This is a genomic window from Arthrobacter vasquezii (assembly GCF_029455255.1).
In the GTDB taxonomy this organism is placed as follows: Bacteria; Actinomycetota; Actinomycetes; order Actinomycetales; family Micrococcaceae; genus Arthrobacter_D; species Arthrobacter_D parietis.
In genome coordinates this window covers 1-23,286 of record NZ_JAROKN010000048.1, presented here as the reverse complement: position 1 = coordinate 23,286, position 23,286 = coordinate 1, and the positions used below count along the sequence as shown (strand labels likewise).

Below are 23,286 nucleotides of genomic sequence, written 5' to 3'. Positions count from 1 at the left end.
TGTCTACCCGCAGTAGAACAACGGCCAACTAAGGTGGTTTGGCGCACGGACGGTGAAACTGCCTGTTCTCAGGGTTAAACGAAGCGAGGGCTGCCACCGGTTGGTGACAGCCCTCGAATCAGCTGACCTGGCCTGGATTGATGTGTCCAACCTGGATCCGCGGCTCGCCACTGTGGTGTTCACCCTGGCGTCCGACGTCGACAATCCCCTCCTGGGCCCCAACGGTGCTGCAGCCGTATTCGGCCCCCAAAAGGGAGCAACGCCCGACGACGTCGCTCACCTGGGCGGTGCCCTGGCCCGCTTCGTTGAGGTGCTGGAGAAGGAACTGGGTCCGCGTGCCGCCGCACTGGCTGCGGCGCCCGGTGCCGGCGCCGCAGGTGGTGTCGGTTACGCAGCCCTCGCTGTACTGAACGCCGAGCGCAGACCGGGTATCGACGTCGTACTGGAGCTCACCGGACTCGCTGAAAAGCTGGACGGTGCGGATCTGGTGATCACCGGCGAGGGGAGCCTGGATGAGCAAAGCCTCGGCGGGAAGACCCCGCTGGGAGTGGCCATGGCGGCCGGGGATATCCCGGTGATTGCCGTGTGCGGGCGCACAACGTTGACTCATGAACAGGTCACAGCGGCAGGGTTCAAGAGCGTGTACGCGCTAACCGACCTGGAGCCCGACGTCGGCACATGCATCGCCAACGCCGGGGTATTGCTTGAGCAGGTAGGGCAAAATATTGCCGCCTCCATTGGCGTGGGGGCCGGAAACGGAGGAAAGCCATGAGCAGCGAAACATACGACCTCGTTATCCGCGGTGAGCGGATCCTGACCACAGCGGGGATCGCGCCGCGGGAAATCGGCGTTCGGGACGGCGTTATTGTGGCAATGGAGCCACTGGGCAACGGTCTCGACGGCGCCACGGTGGTGGAACTCGCTCCCGATGAGACGCTGATCCCCGGTCTGGTTGACTCGCACGTGCACGTGAACGAACCCGGCCGGACAGAGTGGGAGGGCTTTGCGTCCGCCACGAAGGCTGCTGCGGCGGGCGGCGTGACCACCATCATCGACATGCCGTTGAACAGCATCCCGCCCACGGTCACCGTGGACGCGCTCGAGCAGAAGCGGGCCGTGGCGGAAACCCAGTCCTTCGTCGACGTGGGCTTCTGGGGCGGCGCCATTCCCGGCAACACGGCGGACCTCCGTCCACTCCATGACGAGGGCGTCTTCGGGTTCAAGTGCTTCCTGCTCCACTCCGGTGTGGACGAGTTTCCACATCTCGAGGCCGATGAGATGGAAACGGACATGGCGGAGTTGAAGACCTTCGACTCCCTCATGATCGTTCACGCCGAAGACTCCCGCTCCATTGACCGTGCACCGTCCGCGGAGGGGGACCAGTACTCGAAGTTCCTCGCCTCCCGCCCACGCGGTGCCGAGAACGTGGCTATCGCCGAGGTCATCGAACGTGCCCGCTGGACGGGTGCTCGTGCGCACATCCTGCACCTGTCGTCGTCGGACGCGCTGCCCATGATTGCAACGGCCAAGCGCGACGGCGTGCACCTCACGGTTGAGACGTGCCCCCACTACCTGACGCTATTGTCGGAGGAGATTCCGAACGGGGCCACGGCATTCAAGTGCTGCCCGCCGATCCGTGAAGCGTCCAACCGGGAGCTGCTGTGGCAGGGGCTCATTGACGGGACGATCGACTGCATCGTGTCCGACCATTCGCCGTCCACCCTGGACCTCAAGGATCTCGAGAACGGCGACTTCGGCGTAGCTTGGGGCGGCGTTTCATCGCTGCAGCTGGGTCTCTCGCTGATCTGGTCGGAGGCGCGGAAGCGGGGCATTCCGCTTGAGCGGGTTGTGGAGTGGATGTCGGCCCGTCCGGCCAAGCTGGCCCGCCTGCAGCGCAAGGGTCAGCTCGCGCTGGGCTACGACGCGGACTTCTCCGTTTTCGCAGCGGATGACACCTTCGTGGTGGACGTGAACAAACTCCATCACAAGAACCCCATCTCGCCCTACGCGGGCAAGGCCTTGTCCGGGATCGTCCGCACTACCTACCTCCGCGGTGAGGCACTGGATCTCGAGAAGCCGACGGGTCGGCTGCTCCGCCGAGGAGCGGCCTGATCCGACACAGGACATGCATCGAGTGGGCGCGCAGAACCACCTCTCGTGCGAGCGCAGGTAGTTAGCGCCTCCTCGATGCGACAGACTCCGGAAGGGTGCTAGCACGTCCGTCCGGGAACGCAGAAGGCCCTCCCCCTTTCGCCGCGGGAGGGCCTTTTGCATTGCTGGACTACCTCTTGCCGTGCTGGACTACACGGAGTCAGGCGACGTTCAGCTGCTCCCGCAGACGCGCCACATGGCCCTTCGCGTCAACGCCGTACTCCGCGTGCTGCACTGTGCCGTCCGGACCCACAACAACAGTGGACCTGATGATGCCGACGACGGTCTCACCCTTGAACTGCTTCTCGCCGTATGCGCCCCAGGCCTTGGCGACTTCATGGTCCACGTCCGAGAGCAGGGGAAACGCGAGCCCATGGTTGCTGGTGAACGAGGCGAGCTCCTCCGGGCCATCCGGCGAGATGCCCACGACGCTGAAGCCCGCGCCCTGCAGCGACGCGAGGTTGTCCCGGAAATCGCAGGCCTCGGTGGTGCAGCCCGGTGTCTCCGCCTTGGGGTAGAAGTACACGACAACGCTGCGGTCGCGGAACTCGGCGAGGCTGACCGACTGCCCGTCAGCGTCAGGAAGGGTGAACGAGGGGGCCGGATCTCCGACCATAAGCTGATTACTCATGCGCTACTCTTTCGTCTGGTGATATTTCATTACTGTATTGTGAAAAGCTTAGTTTCCGCAGGTGTAGCGGTCAAAAGACTCTTTTGGTCGTAGTGTTCACCATTCCATCCGGCCGGACGGTGGATTACGACGACGCCGGTTGCGTAAGGTTCTAGGTATGGCCCCCCTTCGTAATAGCCGCGCTGCTGCGCTTCCCGCCAAGCTGTCCCGTTCCTGGCTGCTCGCCTCGGCGGCATCGGAACAAAACTTCGCGCCGGCGCTCGCCTCCGAGGCCGATTCGGTGGTCTTCGATATTGAGGACGCCGTGCCCGCGGAGTCCAAGCCGGAGGCGCGTGAGCGGGTGGTTGAGGCCCTCTCTACCGGCATGACGGCCTGGGTTCGGGTCAACGGTATTGAAACCGATTACTGGGCCGATGACCTTGCGGCGCTGTCCAAGGCGCCTGGTTTGCGCGGCGTCATGCTTGCCATGACGGAGAAGCCGGAACAGGTCACGCACACTGCTATGCGGCTCCAGGCAGGCACTCCGGTGCTCGCGTTGGTGGAATCGGCGCTGGGCATCGAGAATGCTACGGCCATTGCCAGCGCTCCCGGCACCTTCCGACTGGCCTTCGGAGTGGGTGATTTCCGCCGTGACACCGGCGCCTCGGATGACCCGATGGCCCTGGCCTACGCCCGCGCCAAGCTGGTGGTCGCCTCCCGCGTGGGTCAACTCCCCGGCCCGATCGACGGACCGACGGTTGGCGCCCTCGGCGATGATCTGTTGGAGGCCTGCAAGGTCACCGCATCGATGGGCATGACCGGAAAGCTCTGCCTGCGCCCCGACGCCGCGGACACCATCAACCACGGCCTTTCTCCCAGCGAGTCCGAGATCCAGTGGGCCCACGAACTTCTTGACGCCCACGCTTCCGGCGCCGTCGTTGGGGATGGCTCCTACCTGCCACGGCTTGCCCGCGCCCAGAAAATCTCCTCCTTGGCGGACTCCTACGGACTCTGGAACGCCTGACCTTCTCCAGCACAAACAACGACGGCGACCGCTCACCGAAGGGTGAGGGTCGCCGTCGTCGTCATGGCGGTGTGAAATCAGCGCCGGCGGTACCGGTTGACCATGGGGCAATCGAAGGGATCGCGCGCCGCGAGTCCCACCCGGTTGAGGTAGGAGACAACCGCACCGTAGGACGCCGCCACACCAACCTCGGTGTAGGGGACCTTGAGGCGTTCGCAGTGCTCGCGCACAATCACCGCTGCCTTGCGCAGGTGTGGGCGCGGCATGTCGGGGAAGAGGTGGTGCTCGATCTGGAAGTTCAGGCCGCCGAACGCGTTGTTGATAAAGTTGCCGCCGCGGATGTTGCGTGAGGTGAGGACCTGCTTCTGGAAGAAGTCCAGCTTGCTGTCTTTCGGGATGACCGGCATGCCCTTGTGGTTCGGCGCGAATGAGGCGCCCATGTAGATGCCGAAGACCGCCATTTGCACGCCGATGAACGCGAACGCCATGCCGACGGGCAGGAACCAGAACAGCACGCCGAGGTAAAGGCCGAAGCGCGTCGCGAGGAGCGCAAGCTCAACCCAGCGGCCCTGCACTGCGCCAGGGCGGAACAGGGTGGCGATCGAGCGCGCGTGAAGGTTCAGGCCTTCGAAGGTGAGGAGCGGGAAGAACAGGTAACCCTGACGGCGGGTGATCCAGGCCTGGATCCCCTTGGCCTTGGCGGCGTCTTCCTCCAGGAAGGAAATGGTGTCAACCTCGATGTCCGGATCTTTGCCCACCACGTTGGGATCATTGTGGTGACGGGAGTGCTTGTTCATCCACCACTGGTAGCTGATTCCGACGACGCCGGCAGCCAGAATGCGACCGGACCAGTCGTTGGCGCCGCGGGAGGCAAAGATCTGGCGGTGGGACGCCTCATGCGCCAGGAACGCGATCTGCGTCATGACGACCCCCAGTGCACCAGCGATCAGCAGCTGGAACCAGGTATCACCGAGCAGTGCGAAACCGGTCCAGGCCGCCCCAAGAGCCAGGCCGAGAAGCACCATGATCGAGATGTAGAAGCCGCGCTTGCGGGTCAGCAGGCCTTCCTTGCGCACTTGCTTGAGCAGCGTGGCGTAGGAGGCAACGACGTCGTTCGGTTTGGCAACACGGACGGAGCGCGCGGGCGAAGTGATGGTCATAAAAATCCCTGAGGTCGAGAATCGACTTCCCAGCCGTGAAAGGGTCCCCATTTCCCCGAAGATCCTCCAATGCTACAGGCGCTGCCTGATGGTGCGCTGGAAATATGCAGTCTGCTGACTATTCAACGTCACGACCGCGGACGCTAAAACGCCGGCCTGCTGCCTCGCCGACCGTCACTAACGGTAGGCGTGCAGCAGGCCGGCGAACGGCTGACCCGGAAAGGGGAAGCGGTTACTCGATGACTGGGATGGACTGCGCCTTCAATGCGTCGATGGTCTGCTGTTCACCGCGCTGCAGCGCCTCCGTGAGGGTGGACTCGCCGCCGATAGCAGCGCCGAAGCCGTCAGAGACGTCCGTGTAGGTCTGCGTCATGGTGGGGCCCCAGGTGAATTCCGGGTCGACGTTCTTGGAAGCTTCAGCGAAGACGTCATAGACAGCCTGTCCGCCAAAGAATTCGGACTCACCAGCGAAGGCTTCGAGGCCCGCTCCCGCCGTCGCAGCCGGGTACAGTCCGCCGAGCTCGTTCGCCAGCGCCAGCGCTTCAGGATCGGTGTTCAGCCACAGTGCAAACTGCGAGGCCTCGTACGGGTGATCCGATCCCTTCAGGACTGCGGTGGACGAGCCGCCCCAGTTGCCTGCAGCACTCTGGCCGGCGTCCCACTGCGGCATGGGCGCAACAGCCCACTTACCCGCGGTATCCGGTGCACCGCTCTGCAGCGTCGAGGTACCCCAGACTGCGGAGACCCAAGTCCACTGGTCGCCTTCGTTGAAGGACGCGTTCCACTCGTCGGAGAAGGAGGGGAGGGTGGACACGAGGTCATCCTCGAGCAGCCCCTGCCAATACTCGGCCACCTGCGTTGACTCTTCGCCGGTCAGGTTGACCTCCCAGCCGTCGTCCTCGCTGCTGAACCACTCGCCGCCCGCCTGCCAGACGAGGCCGGCGAACCAGTTCACATCCGAACGCGGGAAGTTGGTGATGTACGCGCCTTCCTCACGGATCTGCTCGGCGGCGGTTGCATACTCCTCCCAGGTGGTCGGAACTTCAATGCCGGCCTGCTCGAAGAGGTCCGCGCGGTAGAAGAGGGCCATCGGTCCGCTGTCCTGCGGGATTGCGTAGACGGCGTCTTCCTCACCGAAGGTCACCTGGTTCCAGGTCCAGTCGATGAACTGGTCCCCGGCATTACCGACGCCCTCACACGCGGCGATGTTCTCGAGCCCGTCCTGGACACGGAAGTTCGGGAGGGCGTCATACTCGATCTGGCCGAGGTCCGGCGCGTTGCCCGCCTGCAGCTGGTTGAAGAAGTTCTGGTACGTGCCGGAGTTGCCGTTGGGGCCGGTCTGAACCTCGACCTGGATGTCCGGGTTCTCCTCGTTCCACAGCTTCACCACCTCGTCCATGCCTGGAACCCACGTGGTGAAGGTCAGTTCCACGGGCTCGCTCGAGGGCTCGCACGCTGCTGCTTCGGGAGCGCCGGAGCTGTCGCCTCCACCGGCGCAGCCCGCGAGGGCCAGAGCGGAGACCATGACGACGGCGGCGGTGGTCTTTCCGTGATGCATACGCATTCTGTTTTTCCTTTGTGTATGGACGGTGCCGGCGACGGGTGTCTCCGGCAGTTTCTTGCGGTCTTGGTTACTTGACGCTTCCGGCACCGAGTCCGCTGCTCCAGAAGCGCTGCAGACCGAGGAAGGCGATGATGAGGGGCAGGATGGAAACGAGCGCACCGATGATCACAAACGTGCGCAGCTCCGGGATCTGGCTGATCTGGCTGTTCCACGCGTACAGGCCCAGTGTCACCGGGAAGAGAGCCTGGTCGCGGAGCATGATCAGCGGGAGGAAGAAGTTGTTCCAGATGGTGACGAACTGGAAGAGGAAGATCGTGACCAGCGCCGGCGCCATGAGGCGGCTGGAGACGGTGAAGAAGGTGCGCACCTCACCGGAGCCGTCCAGCCGGGCTGCCTCGAGGAGTTCCCCGGGGACCGAGGCCGCGGCGTAGATCCGCGCAAGGTAGACGCCGAATGGGCTGACGAGGCTGGGCAGGAAGACCGCCCAGTAGGTGTTGGTGAGGTTCACTTCGCTGAAGATCAGGAATAGCGGCAGCGCCAGCGCGGTGGCCGGTACCAGTACTCCGCTGAGGACCACGTTGAAGATGGCTTCCTGGCCCTTGAACTCGTACTTGGACAACGCGTAACCGCACATCGCCGCAATGATGGTGCCGAGGAATGCGCCGACTCCCGCATACAGGGCGCTGTTCAGCAGCCACTTGACGAAGAGTCCGTTTTCATACGCGAACAGGCCGGTGATGTTGGTGAAGAACGTGGCAACGGAGTCTGGGGTGAACCACAGCGCGGACGTCCCGGTGATGTCCCCGCCCGATTTCGTCGAGGTGACCAGCAGCCACCAGATCGGGGTCAGGAAGTACAGCGTGAAGACGCCCATGATGAGCATGGCTGCACTGCGGGACATGATGCTCTGCCGCGGACCCCGGGAGCGGGACTTTTCCGGGGCTGACAGGGGAACGGCTGCCGTGCTCATTGGGATACCTTCCGTTGGGTTGCCTTCAGGAAGACGAAGGAGAGGATGAAGGTGGCGATCGCGAGGACAACCGAGAACGCAGCGGCGAGGTTGTAGTTGGGCACAGAAGCGGTGGTGTAGACCGCGAGGTTCGGTGTGTAGGTGCTGCTGATCGCCGAGCTGAAGCTGCGCAGGGTCTGGGGTTCGGCGAGGAGTTGGAGGGTGCCGATGATGGAGAACACCCCGGTGAGGATGATCGCGGGAGTCACCAGCGGGATCTTGATCCGCCAGGCGATCTGCGCGTTGGAGGCGCCGTCAAGCCGTGCCGCCTCGTAGATTTCCGTGGGAATAGCGAGCAGCGACGCGTAGATGATGAGCATGTTGTAGCCCACGTACACCCAGGTGACGATGTTCGCGATGGACCACAGGACCAGGGACCCGTCGAGGAAGTTGATTTCCGAGGTGACCGCGCTGAACGGTGAGAGTGAGGGCGAGTAGAGGAATCCCCACATGATGGCCGCAATGACGCCCGGCACCGCGTAGGGAGCGAAGAATGCCAGCCGGAAGAACTTCTTTCCCTTGAGGAGCGGCGAATCGAGCAGTAGTGCAAACAGCAGCGCCATGCCCAACATGATCGGCACCTGTACGACGCCGAAAAGCAGCACCCTGCCGACCGAGGCCCAGAACGCCTGGTCCTGGAAGACGAGCGCGTACTGGCTGAATCCGCCGAAGACCTGCTGCGGCGCCCCGAACGTGCCCTCACGTTCCACCACCAGGAGCGACTGGATGATCGCGAAGATGATCGGTGCCGCGTAGAAGAGGATGAAGAGCACGGCGAACGGCGCCACGAAGACGGCAACCGCTTTGCGCGTGCTGCGCCGCTTGTTGGAAATGTGCCGGGAATTTTTGACGGTGCCCGGCGGGTTGGTGCCCGGCGGGTTCTGGGCCTGGTCCAGGGTAGCCATCAGGAGGCCTCCTTGCCTGTTGATACGGTGCTGCCTGTTGAGTGGGTGCTGCCTGTCGAGTGGGTGCGTACAACGCGGACGGTGCCCGCCGGAACAACGACGACGTCGGCAACTTCCGTGCCGAGCACCAGTTCAGTTCCGGTGACCCGGTGCTTGTAGTCGTGCGTGGTGTGGTTGATGACGAAGAGATAGTGTGCGTCCCCGGACACCCGCTCGACAGTTTCGACGCCGCGCGTCCCCGAGGCAGGAATCCCGGCGGAGCGGGCGGCGTCGCTGAGAACTTCCAGCAGGGTTTCCTTGCCGAGCGAGGTGCCCAGGTACCAGGCGTGGCCGTTTCCGAAGGAATTGCGGGTGACCGCAGCGGTCCCGGCGAGGTGACCCTCGGTGATGGTAAGAACGGCTTCAGCGCCTGTGGTGCGGAGGGCTTCGCTCCACAGTGCCGCCGTCGTGCCGTTTGAAAGCTGCAGTTGCTGGCCGGCGGTCAGCGGGTGGAACTCCTCGACGCTGATGCCGAGCAGGTCACGGAAGGCACCGGGGTAACCGCCCGGGCGCACCCTCTCGTTTTCATCCACGATGCCGCTGAAGAAGGAGACGACGGCGGTGCCGCCGCCGCGGACGTAGTCGGTGAGCCGGCCGGCGTCGTCGTCGGTGACGAGGTAGAGGGCAGGGACAAGCACCAGGTCATAACCGGTGAAGTCGCCGTCCGGCGGCAGGAAATCAGCGGTGATGCCGGCATCCCACAGCGCGCCGTAAAGCGCGTGCACCTGATCGAGGTAGCGGAGGTCGGCGGAAGGGTGGGAGTCGGAATCGCAGGCCCACCAGGCCTCCCAGCTGAAGATCACGGCTGCCCGCGCCGTGACAGTGCTGCCTGCGACTTCACGTAACCGGCCCAGTGTCTCGCCCAGTTCGGTGACCTCGCGCCAGATCTTCGAGTCCGTGCCCGCGTGGGGGAGCATGGCCGAGTGGAACTTCTCGCTGCCCTGCAGGGAGGCGCGCCACTGGAAGAAGCACAGGCCGTCCGCACCGCGGGCCAGATGGGACAGGGAGTTGCGCAGCAGCTCGCCGGGCGCCTTGGCAATATTCCGGGGCTGCCAGTTGACTGCGCTGGTGGCGTGTTCCATCAGGATCCAGGGCCGGTTCCGGGCCAGACCGCGGGTGAGGTCGGCGGCGAGGGCGATCTCCTGCACAGGGTCCTCGAGCCGGTGGTCCGGGTAGTGGTCATTCGCGATGACGTCCATCTCCGGCGCCCACTGCCAGTAGTTCTGGGTGCGGATGTGCGCGGTGACCATGAAGTTGGTGGTGACGGGCAGCGTGCTGTGTGCGCGGAGGGTATCTGCCTCGGCCCGGTAGTACGCGAGGAGCTCGTCGGAGCTGAAGCGGCGGAAGTCCAGGACCTGCGTGGGGTTGGGTGTGGCGTGCGGGGTGCGCGGTGGGAGGATTTGTTCCCAGGCCGAGTACCGCTGGCTCCAGAACGCCGTACCCCACGCAGTGTTCAGGGCGTCCAGTGTGAGGTAACGGTCCTGCAGCCAGCGCCGGAAGGATGCGGCGGACGTGTCGCAGTAGCACAGCGCATTGTGGCAGCCGAGCTCATTCGATACGTGCCAGAGGCGCACTGCGGGGTGCGCGCCGTACCTCCGGGCAACTGCTTCAACCAGCGTGAGTGCAGAGGACCGGAAGACGGGGGAGCTGGGGCACCAGGCCTGGCGCCCGCCGGGCCAGCGCGTGGCGCCGTCAACCGTCACGGGAAGGATCCCGGGGTGCGCCGTGGTGAGCCATGGCGGCGGGGAAGCGGTTCCTGTTCCCAGGTTGACGCCGATGCCGTTCTCATGGAGGAGGTCCATGATGGCGTCCAGCCGGTCGAAATGGAAGGTTTCGGCGTCGGGCTGGAGTTCCGCCCAGCCGAAGATGTTGACGGCCACCAGGTTGACCCCGGCCTCGCGCATCAGCCGCACGTCTTCGGTCCACGTGGCCTCGTCCCACTGTTCCGGGTTGTAGTCGCAGCCGAACACCAGGCCACCGTTGGGCGCTAGCTGGGTGATCGGTGAGGTGGAGGTCGGCACGTGAGGTCCTTGACTGTTCGCTGTTGCTTCTGTGAACGTTCCCAGAAAGCGCGAAGCGCGATGTTCTGCGCAATCTGGGAACGTTCACAGAGTAGTCTGCGTCACACGGACGTGTCAACGTTTTTATTCGGATCCACCGCTTCGACAGCTCCGTTACAGTATCGGTATGGACTCCACTCGCGTGCGCCGCCGGCGGGCAACAATCAATGATGTTGCTTCCGCGGCGGGCCTGTCCCGGGGGACGGTCTCGCGTGTGGTCAACGGGGAGAAGTACGTCTCACCCGAGGCGAAGATGGCCGTGGAGTCGGCTATCGCGCAGGTCGGTTACGTGCGGAACTCGGCGGCCCGGAACCTCGTGCGGCAGGAGTCCCGGGCTATCGGCCTCATCATCCACGAGCCGCACTCCCTGTTGTTCGAGGATCCCAACATCGGATCGATCCTCCTCGGCGCCAACTCGGTGCTTTCCGCCGCGGACTACCAGCTGGTCTCCCTGATCATCGACACGGCACGGGACAGCCAGCGGGTAGCGGACTACCTGCGCGGCGGGCTTGTGGACGGCGCCGTCATCATTTCTGCGCGAACCTCCGATCCCATTGCGACGGCGGTGCGGAACCTGAAGATTCCGGCTGCCTTTGTCGGCCATCCGCCGGGTACGCCGGACATTCCATATGTGGGGATCGATAACGTGGCAGCCGCCCGGACAATTGTGCGGCGGTTGTTGGACACCGGCAGGACGCGGGTGGGCATGATTGCGTGTGCGCTGGACCGCGATTCCGGCCAGGACCGGCTTGAGGGTTTCCGGACAGCGCTGGGGCCGGCATTCGACCCGGATCTTGTTCTTGAGTTTCCGCTCTACACCTATGCTGCCGGCGCTGACGGCATGGCCGAACTCCTGCGCAGGCGCCCGGATATCGACGGCGTTTTTGCCGCCTCTGACGCGGTGGCCGCAGGTGCCATGGCCACCCTGCAGGAGCAGGGCAGGCGGGTGCCGGACGACGTCGGGATAGTTGGCTTTGATGACAGCAGTTGGGCACTGCGCTGCAAGCCCCAACTGTCCACGGTCAAGCAGCCGGCGGACCTGCTGGGGCGCGCGGCCGCAGAGCTTGTCCTCGCCCAGATCGAGGGCAACGAGGCTGAGGTGCGGATGCTCAACACCTCTGTGGTGTGGCGGGAGTCCGCCTGAGGGGCACCCGCACCTACCTCAGTGGCCGCCGCCAAGCTTGCCTGCCATGCGCTCGCGCATCAGCACGCTGGCATCGTTGAGGCCGATGATGTCGACCTCCTTGCCGTGGTGATGGTATTTCTCCGTGATGGCGTCAAGGACGGCAATCGTTGACGCGTCCCAGAGGTGGGAAGCGTGCATGTCGATGATGACCTTCCGCGGATCGTGCGCGTACTCGAACTGCATGTACAGGTCGTTGGAGGAGGCGAAGAACAGCTCCCCGTCCACTACGTAAGTTGCGACTTCCTCGCCGTTCAGTTCCAGGACCGTTCGCTCCACAGTGACGAAGTGGGCCACCCGGCGCGCAAAGAGCACCATCGCGGTCAGCACGCCGACGCCGACGCCGATCGCGAGATTGTGGGTGGCAACTGTCGCAACCACGGTCACCACCATGACCAGCGTCTCGCTCTTCGGCATCATTTTCAGGGTGGACGGCTTGATGCTGTGCCAGTCGAAGGTTGCGATCGACACGAAGATCATGACGGCCACCAGCGCCGCCATGGGAATGATCGCCACAATGTCGCCCAGGGCCACCACCAGGATGAGTAGGAAGACTCCTGCGAGGAAGGTGGAAATCCGGGTGCGCGCACCGGATGCCTTCACGTTGATCATGGTCTGGCCGATCATCGCGCAGCCGCCCATGCCGCCGAAGAAGCCCGTGACCATATTGGCTGCGCCCTGGCCCCAGCTTTCCCGCGTCTTACTCGAGCGGGTGTCGGTGATGTCATCCACCAGCTTCGCGGTCATCAGTGATTCCAGGAGCCCCACGAGAGCCAAGGCCAGTGCGTACGGGAAAATGATCCGCAGTGTCTCGAGGTTCAGCGGAATGTTGGGAATGAAGAGGGACGGCAGGCTGTCGGGAAGCTCACCCTTGTCGCCAACGGTTGGTACGACGACGGCCGCCAACACTGTGATGAGAGTCAAGACAACAATGGCCACCAGAGGAGCGGGAACGGCAGTAGTGAATCGGGGCAGCCCGAATACAATGAGCAGGCCGAGGGCGGCCAGCGGGTACACGAGCCACGGAACACCGAGAAGCTCCGGCACCTGGGACATGAAGATCAGGATGGCAAGAGCATTGACGAAGCCCACCATGACCTGTCGCGGGATGAACCGCATCAGTTTTGCGACGCCCAGCACGGCCAGCAACACCTGGATCAAGCCGCCGAGGATGACCGCGGCAATGAAGTAGTCCACGCCATGGCTTGCCACCAACGGAGCGATGACCAGCGCCACTGCGCCGGTTGCCGCCGAAATCATCGCCGGTCGACCGCCCAGGAAGGCAATTGTCACGGCCATCGTGAAGGATGCGAACAACCCAAGCCGCGGGTCAACGCCAGCGATGATTGAGAAGGCAATAGCCTCGGGTATCAGCGCCATGGCGACAACCAGCCCGGCCAGGACCTCCGTCTTCAGGAGTCGCGGCGACTTCAGGGTCAGCAGGACTGACTGCCGCTGTTCGGGCGTCAGGGTAGGCTTCGAGCCGAGCGTTGTGGCCACGTGGGCTCCGTTTCACAGGTTGGGAAGGCGCGCTGGCCTCCAGGCAGGAGAATGTTGGAAGTGCGCAGCGGTGCGCAAAAGGAATGCCGACCGAGACGATGGGGTGGCCGGGTCTGACCTCAACTCTACTGTGGACTATTCGGCAGTACGGCGGAATGGGACTGCCGCCGCCCACCAGCGCAGGGAGGGTGGTTGAAGGGCAAGCCCGTGCGTCGTACGGTCCGTTGAGTCAGGCTAGTCCGTTAAAGAGCACAATCCGGGCCCTGCGAGGGAAGACTTCCCTCCGGGCCCGGATTGAACGTGCGTTGCTGGTGAACTACCGGCGGACGCTGCGGTTGCGGCGGCCCGAAAGTGACTCAGCGACGCCGATCAGCAGAACCGCCGCGATCACTGCCAGGATGAAGCCGAGAATGTTCAGCTCAAAGATTCCACCGGTGTGGAAAAAGCTCGCTATCAAACCGCCGATGACGGAGCCGGCAAGTCCCAGCAGCAGGGTCGCGAGCAGTCCGAGGTTCTGCTTACCCGGTTTGATGAGCCGAGCGAGTGCCCCGATAATCAACCCGGCAATGATGAAACCAATCATGATGCCTCCTATAGGTGAGTGTTTCCTCCGAGAACCCTAAGCCTGCTTTCTAGTGAGGGCAACTCGCTGCTTCCCTTGACCGTCGTCGCCCAATCGCAGAGAAACTGCCCGGAGGTGCAGGGTCGCCGGTTCGAACCGGCGACCCTGCATTCGAGGGCAGTTTCTGTGCGAGGCGGAACGCCCTACCGCTAACGGGCGGCCGGTCCCGTGCTTCCGCGGCGCCTGAGCTGAGGCTGGAACGTGGTGTGCGAGGGCTCATCTCCGCCGTCCCCCAGGAGCCGGCGCATCTCGTGCCACGCCTGCTCGCCGATGTCATTGATCGGCACCGCCGCAGTGGTGAGCGGGGGCGTGGTGTAGTTCGCGAACGGGATGTCATCGAACCCGGTGATCGAGATCTCCCCGGGGACGTCGATTCCGCGTTCATGCAGGCCGCTCAAGAGCCCCATGGCAACGAGGTCATTGAAGGCCAGCACGCCGGTCGCCCCGGTTTCAAGAACGTTGTCCACCGAGCCGTGCCCGGCCTCGAAGCTCGACCCTCCGGAGAGGACCGTCAGCTGGATTTCCGGGTTGTCCACACGGAACTTCTCCAGCCCCTGCAGGCGTGCCTGGTTGGACGCGCTCCGCTCAGGCCCTTCCAGGAACGCAAGAGTGGTATGGCCGAGCTCCACGAGGTGCGCGGCCAGATCCTGCACGCCCTGCCCGTAGTCGACCACGAGGCTGGGAGTCTCAGTATCCGCCGTCGAGCGGTTGACCAGAACCAGCGGGCGCAGCGACGGAAGGAGCGCCTCCAGTTCTGCCTCGTTCATGCGTGGTGCACAGAGTACGACGCCGTCACACCGCCGTCGTGCTTCGCCTGCCAGAATCGATTCCTCGCTGGACACTTCGGAGGAGTCCGCGATCAGCACGCGGTAGCCATCCTGGGCGGCGGCGCGGCTTACTCCGCGGAGCATCCCCTGGAAGGTGGGGTTGGCCAGATCCGGCACGACGACGCCGATGGTGTCGGTCTTGCCCAGCGCCAGGCTCCGCCCCACCGCGTTGGGCTGGTAGTTCAGTTCCGCGGCGGCGCTCCGGACCCGGGCCGCTATGTCCGCGTCCACGGAGAAGTTGCCGTTCATGACGCGCGAGACCGAGGCCAGCGAGACTCCTGCACGCTGCGCGACGTCCGTGATGCCTACCCTGCGGTTGGCTGTTTTCCTGGCCATAGGTTCCTCATCCGGGCTGGAGATCGGCGTACCGGCAACGAATGGTTGACGGGTACGCCGGTGTGTTGATAGAAAGCATATAACCTAATTCAGAAAACGTTTTCTCACAGTTTCCACTGACAGTTACTTCTCACAGTCACGGTGCCGCATCTTCCGCTGATGCAGGTACCCGAAGGAGCCCCATGAGCACCGCCCCCCATACGCTTCCTGCCCAGCAGCAGGCAGATTCGACGTCGGAACCGCGAGATCGCACCCGTCTGGTGATCGTGGGCACCGGCTCGCGGGCGGAAATGTATGTACGCGCTGCGCTCGGCGATCATGCGTCCTCAGCCGAGCTCGTGGCAATCAGCGACACCAACCCCGGACGGGTGGAGTATTACCTCGATCTCGCCGAGGAACTCTCGGCGGAGACAGACGTCGCGCAGTTCCGCCCGGAGGAGCTGACGCAGTTCATCCGGAACAACGGCATCGACCGCGTCATCGTGACCACACCTGACTACACGCATGCCGATTACATCGTCGAGGCGCTGGAAGCGGGAGCGGACGTCGTCGTCGAAAAGCCGCTCACCATCAATGCCGAGGGCTGCCGCCGGATCTGCGAGGCGATCGAGCGTACCGGCCGCGGCGTCGTCGTGACCTTCAACTACCGGTATTCGCCGCGCAACAGCGCGCTGAAGGAAATTATTCAGAGCGGCGCAATCGGCACCGTGACGTCCATCGACTTCAGCTGGATGCTGGACACCGTCCACGGCGCTGACTACTTCCGACGCTGGCACCGGCAGAAGGAGAACTCCGGCGGGTTGCTGATCCACAAGGCGTCCCATCACTTCGACCTCGTGAACTGGTGGATCGACGACGTCCCTGAGCGCGTTTTCGCCAGCGGTGGACTGCGCTTCTACGGGGACAGCAACGCTGTTGGGCGCGGGCTGACGGACCGGCCCGAGCGCGGAACCTCAGACTCGGCCGCGGGGGATCCGTTCGCCCTCGACCTGCGCGAGGACGAGAAGCTGAACAACCTCTACTACGCCAACGAACACCACGACGGCTATCAGCGTGACCAGGACGTCTTCGCCCCCGGAATCACCATTGAGGACAACCTTGCCCTGGTGGTGGACTACGCCTCCGGAGCGACCCTCAGCTACTCGCTGAATGCGCACAGCCCCTGGGAGGGTTACCGGGTTGCCGTGAACGGAACGCTGGGCCGCGTTGAACTCGAGGTCGTGGAGCGGGCCGCAGTTTCCGGCAGCACGGATCAAAAGAACGTCGTCGATCCCAGTGCCACACCGGTGCAGGAAGACGACGCCGTCCGGATCAACGGCGAACGCCTCATCCTGCAGCGCCACTGGGAACCCGCCGTCGAAGTGTCGATTGTGAACGGAGAGGGCGGCCACGGCGGCGGTGATGCGCTGCTGCTCATGGACCTCTTCGAGGGCCCCGGCGAGGACCCGCTGGGCAGACCGTCAGGCTATCTGGACGGTCTGCGCGCCGTCGCTGTCGGTATTGCGGGCAACGCCTCACTCGAATCCTCACTGCCCGTACGCATCAGCGAACTCGGCCTCGGAGCGGACCTCACCGCGAACCGTGCCGCCGACCGCGCGTCCAAGGCCGCGGTGCGCCGTGGCTGAGCGGGCACAGACTACCGTCCTGGTCACGGGAGGCTCCGGCAGGCTGGGCCGAAGTGTGGTGGCCGGCCTCGCTGAGGCAGGGTACGACGTCGTCTCCGTGGACCGCGCGCCGGTTCCCGACGGCGTGTTCCCCACTCAGATCCGCCAGGAGGCGGCTGACCTGTTGGCTCCCGGCGTTGCGCGTAGCGTGCTGGAAAACCACCGGCCCGACGCCGTGATCCACCTTGCCGCGATCGCCGTGCCCTTCAGTGCGCCGGAAGACGTGATCCTGCAGACCAACAGCCAACTCGCCTTCCAGGTGATGGACGCAGCGACCACCCTCGGCGTCGGCAGGATCATCACCGCGTCAAGCCCCACGGTCCTTGGCTACGGCGCACCCGCCGGTTGGATGCCGGAGGCCTTCCCGCTGAATGAGCAGACAACACCGAAGCCCTGGAACGCGTACGCGCTCTCCAAGCTGCTCGCCGAGCAAACCATGCGCATGTTCGCGGCCGCGCAGGGCGAGCGGATCCGGTACGCCGCATTCCGGCCCTGCTACGTTATCTCGCCGGAGGAATGGGCCGGTGCGCCGACGCAGCAGGGGAACACCGTCGTCGAACGCCTGGATGATCCCGCGCTGTCCGCGCCGGCCATTTTCAACTACGTGGACGCACGGGATGTTGCGGATTTCCTTGATGTGCTGCTGCAGTCCATGGATAGAATCCCGAACGCTGAGACCTTCTTCGTGGGCGCAGCCGATGCACTGGCGCGCGAGCCGCTGTCCGAGCTCATCCCGCGCTACCTCCCCGCGGTGGGTGCGCTCGCCGGGAACCTGCACGGAACCAGCCCGGCCTTCTCGATCGACAAGGCGCGCAAGCTGCTCGGCTGGGAGCCGAAACGTAGCTGGCGTACGGAACTCGTTCCATCGGAGCTCGCTACACCGGAGCTCGCAGCCGCAAGCCAGGAAGCACGGTGAGTCATGCAGTTCAAAGAGGCCATTCCTGCCGCCGGCCGTGAGCTCGTGGGCGCATGAACGTCAAGATCATCGGCCTGTCCTCGCGAGTGGTCACGGCGCCGCTTCGGCGTGCCTGGGGAGCGGACGTGCCGGAAAACCACTTCATCGCGACGACGGTGACCACTGACGACGGCGGTGTGGGACACGGCTTTTCGTGGACGCCCACCATCGGGCCGCAGGCAGTGCTCGCGTTGCTCGAACATGACATCGCCCCCTTTGTGGAGGGCCTATCTGCCCGTGCGGAGGAGGTGTGGGACGCTCTCTGGGTCCGGCTCCATGAGGCAGGCGGGGGAGGGCTGACCACCATCGCGATGGCCGGAGTCGACCTTGCGCTGTGGGATCTGGCAGGGAAGCAGGCCGGGTGTTCCGTACCTGACCTGCTGGGCCGCCGTCGGGAAACCGTGCCGGTGTATGGATCGGGAGTGAACCTGCACTACACGCTTGAGGAGCTCGCTGAGCAGTCCCAGCGGTGGGTCACGGAAGGCCGGCAGGCGGTCAAGGTGAAGGTGGGTAAGCCGGACCTGCGCGAGGATGCGGAACGGATCGCCGCAGTCCGCGAGGTCATCGGCCCCGACCGCGCACTGATGATCGACGCGAACCAGCGGTGGGACCTGCCCACAACCCTGCGGGCGCTTGAACGGCTGGCGGAGTACGGCCTGCACTGGCTCGAAGAACCGATCCGCGCAGACGACCTCTCTGCCTACCGGCGGCTGCGGCGCTCCTCGCCGGTGCCTATCGCACTGGGTGAAAACGTGCACACCATCTACCGGTTCCGGGACTTTATCGAAGCGGACGCCGTCGACATCATCCAACCCAACATCATCCGCGTCGGTGGAATCACTCCGTTCCGGCGGATCGTCGAGCTTGCCCGGGCCAACAGCATCGCAGTGGCTCCGCACCTGCTTCCGGAGCTTTCCGGGCAGCTTGCCTCCACTCTCGCAGCGACGGCCTGGGTGGAAGCGGTCGACGGCGCCACCATGACTGAGCTGGGTGTCCTCGCCGGTCCGTCGCCGGTCAGCATCACGGAATCCGGGCTTACGGTGACCGGCCAGCCGGGGCTGGGCCTGGAGATCGTACCTAACTCACGGGGCTTTGTGGAGTGCGCGGCCGGCTGACGCGAGGAGCAGATCCACGAGTGCTATCAGCTCCTCCAGTGCCGCTGCCGGGTCCTCGTCCGGGAGGCTTCCCCGCCGCGGGGGCTCACCCTTCTCGATACCAGCGACGACGTCGACGGCCAGCTTCCAGCGAAGTGCAACCGCGGCGTCGAACCCCAGGCGGATGTTCTTGAACGTGACAGTGGGTGCTTCTGCCCTGAGGGCTGTGGCGTAGGTGTCCAGAGCCTCTTCAACCAGCGGCATCACCACGCTCGCGAGGGCATCGCCACGGCGGACCGAGGAGAAAAGCAACGAAGCCAGGTCTGCTCCCACGGGGCCGGGACCGATGGATTCCCAGTCGATCAGAACGGTCCGGCCGCGCGAGTGGAAGACGTTCGCGCCTCCAGCGTCGTGGTGGCAAAGGGTATGCGGAAGCGATTCCAGAATCCCGCGGTAACGGGCTTGGTTGAGGACCAGCTGCTCGGCGGCAGCCAGCCGGTCACCGAGATGGGCGGCTGCGCGTGGGTCCCGGCGACGCAGTGTGGCCAGGCCCTGCTCAATGGCCTCAGGCTGGCTATGGCGGTCAATCCACCCAGAGAAGTACCAGGGTTCTGGGAGCCGGCGCCCGGCCCACAGCCCACCCATACCGCCCAGATCATGCGCTGCGGCGAGGACAGTCTCCGCGTCCAGCGGCCTTGCACCCTCATGGCGGATTTCCTCAAGCCAGAGGGTCATCCCTCCCTCCGCATCACGCAATTTCCCGTGCATCCGTGGTGTGCCGATGCCGGGAGCTATTCCGGCCAGCACTCCGGAGGCGTATGCGTTGACCTCACGCCGTCCGTTGTCAAGAAGGTACGCGGAGGCCAGGGCCGGCCCCGCGGTGCGCTTCTCGATCATGGACCATGCAACGCGTTCACCCCCAACGAGCGCGTGTCCCTGGATTCGGCTCACCGTCCGGTGGGCGAGGAAGGCGTCGTAATCCAGCGGGATCCGCTCGACGTCAGCCAGAGCAGTAACGGGGCCACCCACGGCGTCGGTAACGGCTGCTTTCAGCTCGTAGAGCGCATCGTTCACGGTCACACACTAGCGTCCGGTCCGGGGAATAAGCCCGAGGATGTATGCATTTGCATGTACAACGTCGACCGCCGGGGCCGACCGGAACCTTCCGGAGGATCACCATGACAGCTCACACCACGGGCCTGCACCACGTCACCGCCATTGCGGGTGACCCCCAGGCCAACATTGACTTCTATATCCGCGGACTCGGACTTCGGCTCGTGAAGAAGACGGTCAACTTCGATGACCCGTCCACCTATCACCTCTACTACGGCGACGACGCCGGCCGACCGGGCTCGCTGATGACCTTTTTTCCGTGGGGCCAGGTGGCGCCCGGGCGGATCGGTTCCGGGCAATCCACCACCACCGCCTTCTCGGTACCTGAGGGAAGCCTCGGCTGGTGGCAGAACCACTTCCGCCACCTCGGCGTGGAGTCCTCCATCTCGCGGACGTCCGCGGATGAGGAAAGGCTTTCGTTGCGTGATCCCGACGGGCTCCAGCTTGACCTCGTGGCCTCCTCGACCTCCGATCCACGCAACCCCTGGGACTCGTCCTTTGTCCCCGCCGAGCACGCCGTCCGCGGACAGCACTCATCCGTGCTGACGGTTACGGACCCCGAGCACACCCTGCGCGTCCTCACCGAAGACCTCGGGCTGCGAATCTCCGACGAGGCTCCCGGACGCACCCGTCTGCAAGCAGGCGTCGGCGGCCCAGGCAACATTGTCGACGTTCTTGCCGATCCTGCCGGGCCCTACGGACTCGTGGCGGGCGGAACCGTGCACCACATCGCCTTCCGGGTTCCGGATAAAGCCACGCAGGAGCTGTGGCGGCAGGATCTCGTTGAGCGTGGGTTCGCCGTGACAGCGATTCTCGACCGTCAGTACTTCACCTCGATCTATTTCCGGGAGCCTGGCGGAGTGCTTTTCGAAATTGCAACGGACACTCCGGGCTTCAACGTCGATGAGCCGCTCCTGGAACTCGGGCGCTCACTGAAGCTGCCGCCGTGGCTCGAGCCCTCGCGCGAGGACATCGAAGCCTCGGTGGCGCGTATCGAGGTTCCGGAAGGCAACAACACGCTTGCCGAAGGCGAGGCCAGTGACGCGGCTACCGTCCCGTCCGGGCAGCCCGGAGGCGTCGCCTGATGACCACACCGCAGCTCACCGACTGGCCGCACCTCTACCGCGAGGGTGATTCCGGGCGCCCACTCCTCCTGATGCTGCACGGCACCGGCTCACACGAAGAGGACATTGCGGCCCTCGCGGCGCAGCTGGATCCGGCCGCAGCGGTGCTTGCGCCACGCGGCAGGGTGCAGGAGAACGGCATGCTGCGCTGGTTCGCCCGGCGCGCGGAGGGAGTGTTCGACGTCGACGACGTCATCCTCCGTGCCGGTGAACTGGCCGGTTTCATCGCTGAGGCACGGGAACACTATGACGTCGGCAACCGGGAGATCATCGCCGTCGGCTTCTCCAATGGTGCCAACATCGCGCTGGCCACCGCGATGCTGCACCCGGAAGCGCTGAACCGCGTGGTTGCGTTCTCGGGCATGTACCCGTTCGGTGAGCGGAGCACGGAGGTTTCCCTCTCCGGCAGCCGGTTCATCGTGCTGAACGGGCGGTCAGACCCGATGGCGCCGCTGAGCAGCGTTACCACGCTGATGTCCGAGCTGGAACGGCAGGGCGCCGATGTCGAACAGGTTCTTCGGGAGGGCGGTCACGGTATCGATCGCGCAGACCTGGAAGCGGCGGTTGACTGGCTGGGCCGCCGCTGACCTCCAGGAACTCCATCGAATATCAGGAACTTTTGTGCAGCTCTGGTGGGTTCCACGGCGCTGGAACCCACCGGAGCTGCGCAAAAGTTCCCTAGATCTCGAGGGTCATTGGCCGCTGCAGGCCGTTCACCTCGACCGTCGGCCAGCGCTCGTCGACGCTGAGCACCCGGATCCCTTCGGCAGTGAGCAGCACGGTGTCTTCGATCTTCACTCCGGGGCCGGACGGGTTCCAGGTGAACGCCTGATTGGGCACCACCTTGTCATCCGTCGACGCCGTAACCCGCGGATCCCTGCCCGCATAGCCGGCGGGGCCGCCCTGATGGTGCAGCCGCCACTGATCCGGCCCGAAGCCGTGAGCGGCATAGGAACTGTGGATGACCTCGAAGATTCCGTCCAACCGCGCACCCGGCACGGTTGCCGCGAAAATGTCAGCCTCCACGGCAGCAATGCGTGCTTCGGCGTCGCGCTCGGCGGCCGTTGACCCGTCAAACCGGACCCAACGCGTGACGTTCGCAACCATTCCCCGACGCCGCGCGCACACGACCGCCATCGCCCGCCGACCCAATGGCGACGACGTCGGCAGCGGGTGCCGGAAAGCCGACCGCTCACGGCCGTTGCAGAGCAGGACCAGTGGCTCAGCGCCCATTGCGATGACCCGCGCGCCCAGCTCAGCGGCGATGCCCCGTTCCGGTGTATGCGGCCTGGCAGCGGAGAGCACATCAGTCAGCGCACCCGCGACCTCCCTGTTCAATTCTGCGTACTGCTCCACTTCCGCGGGAAGCAGCGACTGCCTCGCGTCGCGCAGCTCCCGCCGCACGCTCGCCTCATCCAGCGGCTGCGACGGGGACAGCCGGCTCATCACCTCGTGCATGGATCCGTGCCAGGGAACCGGATGAACGACGACGTCGGCCGGCAGCTCCTCGCGGATCAGCCTGTCCGCTTCGTTATTGAACGTGACCAGGTGGTCCCGTTCGCGGTCAACGAGCAGCATGGCGATGGGATCCCCCGCGAGGCTGATGTGCAGACGGCTCCCGCCCAGGTACCACGTCATCGCCGTGTTGCTGGTCAACAGCAGGGACTCGTGGCCGGTACGGTCAAGAATCTCAAGAACCCGGTTGCGCTTGATGGCGCGCTCGTCGCCGGAGTCGTCGACACGCGCGGCAGTTGGCGCGGCAGTTGGAGCAGGGAGCGTCTCAAGGCCGGGGGCTGAGGTGGCGGTCATGGGTGCCTTTCTTCGGCCGCGAGGGTGCTCACGGCGTCAGGAGTCAGAGCGCCGTCGGCAATGAGGATGGTGACGGAGCGGGCCAGGGGAGCCTCGCGCGTGGTGGTGACCGGCCGGTCCCAGGCGAGGGCAAGCCCCACCCCGGGGTAACCCTCGGCCCTCACGAACCAGGGGTCGATGGCGTTGTCGTTGGGCAGGAAAAGGAGCGTCGCCGGCCGGCCCTCGAAGGTGCCCTGCCAGCACAGCCAATCCGACACTGTGCCGTGAACACCCGCCTCGCCAGAGGCGTCCGCCGTCGTAATAGTGGTGTTTTCGCTGGTGGGGAGGCGCCAGAAAAAGCCGCCGTAGCCGCCGCCGGACCGCCCATTCGAGCCCGGGCTCCCAAGGGCCACCGGGTTCTCGCCGGCGGGTGTCAGCGAGAAGTCGATCGTGAGCGCCCAGACGGCGTCGTTCACCGTACGCCAGCTGATGCGGCGGGCTTCGTGCAGCAGGGCGCCGCCGTCGGGGCGGCTCCAGCGCAGCGTCTCCTCGAGGGAA

Annotated in this window: 20 protein-coding genes and 1 pseudogene; 9 read left to right on the top strand and 12 right to left on the bottom strand. The window is 64.9% G+C overall.

Going from position 1 to position 23,286, the window contains the following annotated elements; translation table 11 throughout:
• Positions 1-121 precede the first annotated feature (121 nt).
• Together P4U43_RS14135 and allB are read left to right on the top strand one after the other, a co-directional pair.
• Positions 122-772 (top strand): annotated as a pseudogene (locus P4U43_RS14135) (glycerate kinase); the annotation flags it as partial.
• The gene (allB, locus tag P4U43_RS14130; protein ID WP_277359302.1) at positions 769-2,112 is read left to right on the top strand and encodes an allantoinase AllB; all 1,344 of its coding nucleotides are present in this window, start codon (positions 769-771) and stop codon (positions 2,110-2,112) included. The pseudogene P4U43_RS14135 and the gene allB, both read left to right, overlap by 4 nt.
• Positions 2,113-2,311: 199 nt before the next feature.
• Here the strand turns inward: allB and bcp are convergent, their stop codons facing one another.
• Positions 2,312-2,782, bottom strand: coding sequence for a thioredoxin-dependent thiol peroxidase (gene bcp, locus P4U43_RS14125; protein WP_277359301.1), 471 nt, complete (start codon positions 2,780-2,782; stop codon positions 2,312-2,314).
• Positions 2,783-2,939: 157 nt separating this feature from the next.
• Here bcp and P4U43_RS14120 point away from each other — a divergent pair, with 157 nt between their 5' ends.
• Positions 2,940-3,785, top strand: a complete 846-nt coding sequence (locus P4U43_RS14120; protein WP_277359300.1) for an HpcH/HpaI aldolase/citrate lyase family protein — start codon at positions 2,940-2,942, stop codon at positions 3,783-3,785.
• Positions 3,786-3,862: 77 nt separating this feature from the next.
• Here the strand turns inward: P4U43_RS14120 and P4U43_RS14115 are convergent, their stop codons facing one another.
• The 5 genes from P4U43_RS14115 to P4U43_RS14095 form a co-directional block, all read right to left on the bottom strand.
• Positions 3,863-4,945 (bottom strand): fatty acid desaturase family protein, encoded by a 1,083-nt coding sequence (locus P4U43_RS14115; RefSeq protein WP_277359299.1) that lies wholly within the window; start codon positions 4,943-4,945, stop codon positions 3,863-3,865.
• A 232-nt stretch (positions 4,946-5,177) separates the two neighbouring features.
• Positions 5,178-6,509 (bottom strand): ABC transporter substrate-binding protein, encoded by a 1,332-nt coding sequence (locus P4U43_RS14110; RefSeq protein WP_277359298.1) that lies wholly within the window; start codon positions 6,507-6,509, stop codon positions 5,178-5,180.
• Between the two features lie 67 nt (positions 6,510-6,576).
• Entirely contained in the window at positions 6,577-7,479 is a 903-nt protein-coding gene (locus P4U43_RS14105; protein ID WP_277359297.1) for a carbohydrate ABC transporter permease, read from the bottom strand.
• Positions 7,476-8,423 (bottom strand): carbohydrate ABC transporter permease, encoded by a 948-nt coding sequence (locus P4U43_RS14100; RefSeq protein WP_277359296.1) that lies wholly within the window; start codon positions 8,421-8,423, stop codon positions 7,476-7,478. Before P4U43_RS14100 ends, P4U43_RS14105 begins: the two co-directional genes overlap by 4 nt.
• Positions 8,423-10,483: a beta-galactosidase gene (locus P4U43_RS14095; RefSeq protein WP_277359295.1), complete on the bottom strand. Its 2,061-nt coding sequence runs from the start codon at positions 10,481-10,483 to the stop codon at positions 8,423-8,425. Before P4U43_RS14095 ends, P4U43_RS14100 begins: the two co-directional genes overlap by 1 nt.
• Before the next feature lie 166 nt (positions 10,484-10,649).
• Here P4U43_RS14095 and P4U43_RS14090 point away from each other — a divergent pair, with 166 nt between their 5' ends.
• Positions 10,650-11,666, top strand: a complete 1,017-nt coding sequence (locus P4U43_RS14090) for a LacI family DNA-binding transcriptional regulator (RefSeq protein ID WP_277359294.1) — start codon at positions 10,650-10,652, stop codon at positions 11,664-11,666.
• 18 nt (positions 11,667-11,684) lie between these two features.
• Here P4U43_RS14090 and P4U43_RS14085 read toward each other — a convergent pair whose 3' ends face one another.
• The 3 genes from P4U43_RS14085 to P4U43_RS14075 form a co-directional block, all read right to left on the bottom strand.
• Positions 11,685-13,175, bottom strand: a complete 1,491-nt coding sequence (locus P4U43_RS14085; RefSeq protein ID WP_277359303.1) for a SulP family inorganic anion transporter — start codon at positions 13,173-13,175, stop codon at positions 11,685-11,687.
• Between the two features lie 346 nt (positions 13,176-13,521).
• Positions 13,522-13,788, bottom strand: coding sequence for a GlsB/YeaQ/YmgE family stress response membrane protein (locus tag P4U43_RS14080; RefSeq protein ID WP_056545113.1), 267 nt, complete (start codon positions 13,786-13,788; stop codon positions 13,522-13,524).
• 188 nt (positions 13,789-13,976) lie between these two features.
• Positions 13,977-14,990 carry a LacI family DNA-binding transcriptional regulator gene (locus P4U43_RS14075; RefSeq protein WP_277359293.1) on the bottom strand — a complete coding sequence of 338 codons (1,014 nt, stop codon included), beginning with the start codon at positions 14,988-14,990 and terminating at the stop codon, positions 13,977-13,979.
• A gap of 182 nt (positions 14,991-15,172) precedes the next feature.
• On the opposite strand from P4U43_RS14075, the gene P4U43_RS14070 reads away from it, so the two are divergent.
• Genes P4U43_RS14070 through P4U43_RS14060 form a run of 3 tightly spaced genes read left to right on the top strand, consistent with a single transcriptional unit; the run spans position 15,173 to position 18,724 of the window.
• Positions 15,173-16,615, top strand: a complete 1,443-nt coding sequence (locus P4U43_RS14070; protein WP_277359292.1) for a Gfo/Idh/MocA family protein — start codon at positions 15,173-15,175, stop codon at positions 16,613-16,615.
• Positions 16,608-17,570, top strand: coding sequence for an NAD-dependent epimerase/dehydratase family protein (locus tag P4U43_RS14065; protein ID WP_277359291.1), 963 nt, complete (start codon positions 16,608-16,610; stop codon positions 17,568-17,570). The genes P4U43_RS14070 and P4U43_RS14065 overlap by 8 nt, the downstream gene beginning before the upstream one ends.
• Positions 17,571-17,623: 53 nt before the next feature.
• Complete coding sequence (locus P4U43_RS14060) at positions 17,624-18,724, top strand: mandelate racemase/muconate lactonizing enzyme family protein (RefSeq protein ID WP_277359290.1); 1,101 nt, start codon at positions 17,624-17,626, stop codon at positions 18,722-18,724.
• Here the strand turns inward: P4U43_RS14060 and P4U43_RS14055 are convergent.
• Positions 18,692-19,777 (bottom strand): phosphotransferase family protein, encoded by a 1,086-nt coding sequence (locus tag P4U43_RS14055; RefSeq protein ID WP_277359289.1) that lies wholly within the window; start codon positions 19,775-19,777, stop codon positions 18,692-18,694. The two genes, P4U43_RS14060 and P4U43_RS14055, sit on opposite strands and share 33 nt — an antisense overlap.
• A 104-nt stretch (positions 19,778-19,881) precedes the next feature.
• On the opposite strand from P4U43_RS14055, the gene P4U43_RS14050 reads away from it, so the two are divergent.
• Positions 19,882-20,901: a ring-cleaving dioxygenase gene (locus P4U43_RS14050; protein ID WP_277359288.1), complete on the top strand. Its 1,020-nt coding sequence runs from the start codon at positions 19,882-19,884 to the stop codon at positions 20,899-20,901.
• The gene (locus tag P4U43_RS14045) at positions 20,901-21,527 is read left to right on the top strand and encodes an alpha/beta hydrolase (RefSeq protein ID WP_277359287.1); all 627 of its coding nucleotides are present in this window, start codon (positions 20,901-20,903) and stop codon (positions 21,525-21,527) included. Before P4U43_RS14050 ends, P4U43_RS14045 begins: the two co-directional genes overlap by 1 nt.
• Before the next feature lie 91 nt (positions 21,528-21,618).
• Here the strand turns inward: P4U43_RS14045 and P4U43_RS14040 are convergent, their stop codons facing one another.
• Complete coding sequence (locus P4U43_RS14040; protein WP_277359286.1) at positions 21,619-22,749, bottom strand: M24 family metallopeptidase; 1,131 nt, start codon at positions 22,747-22,749, stop codon at positions 21,619-21,621.
• Positions 22,746-23,286, bottom strand: a 541-nt coding sequence (locus P4U43_RS14035) for a DUF6807 family protein (protein WP_277359285.1), incomplete at its 5' end; no start/stop codon positions are given. The genes P4U43_RS14040 and P4U43_RS14035, both read right to left, overlap by 4 nt.